Genomic DNA, 2893 nt, shown 5'->3' with positions numbered 1-2893 from the left:
GCCCAGGGCTTCCGCTACAAGCGCGCCGCCAGCGTCTCTCGCTAAACCCGAAAAGAGTGACCAATATGTCAGATACATCCAGCGTGGCCCGTATGGGGGCCCTCTACCAGGAGCACGTGCTCCTCGGCGCCGACCTCGAGCCATCCGGGGACGGGAAGCCCATGCGAGCCGTCTCTTACCCCAGCGAGAAGGCCTCCGGCCCCGACCCCGACGGCGCCGTCGTCAGCGACCTCACCGGCAGCACTTATGTACTCATCAACGGCCCGCATGCGAGCGAGCTGATGGAGGCCGCGTTCTGCGGCCCCAAGCTGCAGCCGGGGGAGTGCGGCTGGGAGTGCGCGCTCACCGCTGAGGGTGCCCTGACCTCGGTTCCGTTGGTCATCCGCACGGGTGAGAACGAGTATGCGCTCATCGACCCGTCTGGACGTGGCGAGGTCGTCGTCGCCTGGCTCGGATTCCTCGCCCAGATCGAGCAGAACGGCTTCGCGCCCTACGAGGGGACGAAGATCGAGGACGCTATCGACATGCTCCACCCGCTGCTGCTCGCCGGCAACGCCGTGACCAAGGTTTTGAGCGACTACGTCGAGCACCCCCGCGAGCTCCCGCAGCCCGGCCAGGTCCGCAGTACCCACCTGGACAAGATCCCCGCGGTCGCGGCCCGCGCGCCGCTCCCCGGGGCGTCTTTGCCCACCTACGTCCTCATGGTCCCGCCCACCCGCGCGGCCACGATGTGGCGGAGCTTCCTCTCGTTCACCGAGGTCGCTCCCGCGGGCTCCGCTTCCCTTGCCCGCGCCATGGGGCAGCTCTTGCCTTGGTACCCCGTCCTCGACGAGAAGGACCAGGTCAAGCCGACCGCGGCCGAGCTCGACGGTTGGGGGCTTCTTCGCGAGGCCCGCGACTTCGTCGGCGCGCGATTGCTCGCGCAGTAAAGGAGGTCCTTTCCATGAAGTACCAGGTAAACGCCTCAGGATGCCCCGACCCTGTGGGGCGGGCCTCCAAGGGGACGACCGCCGGCAGGCTCGTCTTCGTGTCCGGCCAGATAGCCCTGTCCGACAACGGACGCTCGCTTTTGGGCGGCGACGTGCGGGCCCAGGCCTCGCGCGTGCTCGACCAGGCGGAGGCCGTCCTCTCTGAGGTCGGGCTCGACCTCGACGACATCGCCAAGGTCACCGTCTACCTCACCGACCTCAAGGACCTCCAGGCCTTCGACGACGTCTACTGCGAGCGGCTCATCCCGCCGATGCCCGCGCGCTCGGTCGTCCGCGTCGACGAGCTGCCGCTCGGCGCCCTCGTCCAGATGGACGCGGTCGCGTGCCGCTAGGCGGTATAAACTAGCTTTGATCAAGAACTTGTAATGTGATTCCGCACCGATGGGAGCACTGAGTATGTCCAACGAGAACGTCCCCGCGAGCAGCGGCGCCACCGAGATCTTCCGTATGCCTTCGGCCGACGCCACCGTTCCCGATATCATGGCGGCGGCCCAGCCCGTCCAGCCCACCCTCACCATCGTCAAGGGTCCGCAGATCGGCGAGACCTTCGAGCTCAACGGCCCGGCCATCACCATCGGCCGCGATCCTGCCAACAGCGTCTTCCTCAACGACATGACCGTGTCCAGGCACCATGCCAACCTCGACCTCTCGCACGTCGCGCTCGGCTACGCGTCCATCAAGGACCTGGGCAGCCTCAACGGCACCTGGGTCGACGGCGCCATCGTGAACGAGGCCAACCTCAAGGACGGCTCGACCATCCAGATCGGCACGTTCCGCATGGTCTTCCACACCAACTCCCGCAAAGCCCGCATCGCGACCGACCTGTAAGCCGAGCCCATGCCAGACGCCGGATATCTTACCATCGGCAAAGTCGTGAAGCGCCTCCAGTCGCAGTACCCCGACCTCACCGTGTCGAAGGTCAGGTACCTGCAGGACGAGGGGCTCATCAACCCCTCGAGGACCCCGGGCGGGTACCGTCTGTACTCGCAGCGCGACATCAAGCGCCTCGAGACCATTCTGTACCTGCAGAAGAACCGGTTCATGCCCCTCTCGGTCATCAAGGAGGAACTCGATCACGGCTCGGACCCGAAGCCTTCCGAGGGCATCCCGGGCTTTTCTGCGGAGCCGATCCAGGTCCAGCGCGACGACGAGGAGACGGCCGGCAAGTTCCACCCGATCGACAGGATGCCGGAGCTGTGCGGCACGACGGTCTCGTTCGTTCGGGAGCTCTCGGAGGCGGGCGTCATCCAGCTTCGCAAGTCGCCCCACGGCCGTGACCTCGTCGATGGCCGCGACCTGCCCCTGATCCGCATCTGTGACGAGCTCAGGAGATTCGGTTTCGGCGCGAAGAACCTGAGGCAGTACGTGATCGCCGCGAACCGCGAGTCCGCCACCTTCGAGCAGGCGCTCACCGTCTTCACAAAGAAGGGCGGGACCCTCGAGCCCGAGCGCTCGGAGGAGGTCCGCCAGCAGTTCGAGCAGGCGCTGTCCCGCATGCTCGGCCTCACGAACGCCGTGAGGTGCGAGCTCATCGCCCGGCGCGTCCGCGACGAGTTCAAGGGAATGGGCGAGTAGGGGAGTCCATCTCCACCAGCTTCACCAAGAAAGAAGGAACCAATGTCGAGCTTCGATTACGAGAGCCGAATCGTCAGCATCCCCGATTACCCTGAGCCGGGCGTGATCTTCAAGGACATCATGCCGCTCGTGGGAGACCCCGTCGCCTTCAAGTCGGCCGTTAAGGACATCGCCGACCGGTTCCGTGACGCCGGCGCGACCAAGGTCGTGGGGCCCGAGGCGCGTGGCTTCATCATCGGTTCCGCCGTTGCCTACGAGCTCGGCGTCGGGTTCGTCCCCGCGCGAAAGCCCGGTAAGCTCCCGCGCGCCGTCTACAAGCAGGAGTATTC

The 2893-nt window shown here is 66.1% G+C and carries 5 protein-coding genes; all 5 read left to right on the top strand.

Annotated features, from left to right (window positions below; translation table 11 throughout):
* Window positions 1-65: 65 nt before the first annotated feature.
* Window positions 66-929: a hypothetical protein gene (locus ACT84W_RS09290; protein ID WP_444328996.1), complete on the top strand. Its 864-nt coding sequence runs from the start codon at window positions 66-68 to the stop codon at window positions 927-929.
* A 14-nt stretch (window positions 930-943) separates the two neighbouring features.
* Window positions 944-1321, top strand: coding sequence for a RidA family protein (locus tag ACT84W_RS09285; protein WP_417576648.1), 378 nt, complete (start codon window positions 944-946; stop codon window positions 1319-1321).
* Between the two features lie 64 nt (window positions 1322-1385).
* On the top strand, window positions 1386-1817 hold the full coding sequence (locus ACT84W_RS09280; RefSeq protein ID WP_417576649.1) for an FHA domain-containing protein: 432 nt from the start codon (window positions 1386-1388) through the stop codon (window positions 1815-1817).
* A gap of 9 nt (window positions 1818-1826) precedes the next feature.
* Window positions 1827-2564, top strand: coding sequence for a transcriptional regulator FtsR (gene ftsR, locus ACT84W_RS09275; protein WP_417576650.1), 738 nt, complete (start codon window positions 1827-1829; stop codon window positions 2562-2564).
* A gap of 42 nt (window positions 2565-2606) precedes the next feature.
* On the top strand, window positions 2607-2893 hold a 287-nt coding region (locus ACT84W_RS09270), incomplete at its 3' end, for a purine phosphoribosyltransferase family protein (protein ID WP_444328995.1).

It is taken from the genome of Paratractidigestivibacter sp., assembly GCF_052362415.1.
Lineage (GTDB): Bacteria > Actinomycetota > Coriobacteriia > Coriobacteriales > Atopobiaceae > Paratractidigestivibacter.
Note: the sequence above shows the minus strand (reverse complement) of the source record. Positions and strands in the feature narration are given on the sequence as shown.

Bases quoted from the DNA above. Each gene is read 5' to 3' on its own strand.
- ACT84W_RS09290 (WP_444328996.1), top strand. From the start codon at position 66: ATGTCAGATACATCCAGCGTGGCCCGTATGGGGGCCCTCTACCAGGAG.
- ACT84W_RS09285 (WP_417576648.1), top strand. From the start codon at position 944: ATGAAGTACCAGGTAAACGCCTCAGGATGCCCCGACCCTGTGGGGCGG.
- ACT84W_RS09280 (WP_417576649.1), top strand. From the start codon at position 1,386: ATGTCCAACGAGAACGTCCCCGCGAGCAGCGGCGCCACCGAGATCTTC.
- ftsR (WP_417576650.1), top strand. From the start codon at position 1,827: ATGCCAGACGCCGGATATCTTACCATCGGCAAAGTCGTGAAGCGCCTC.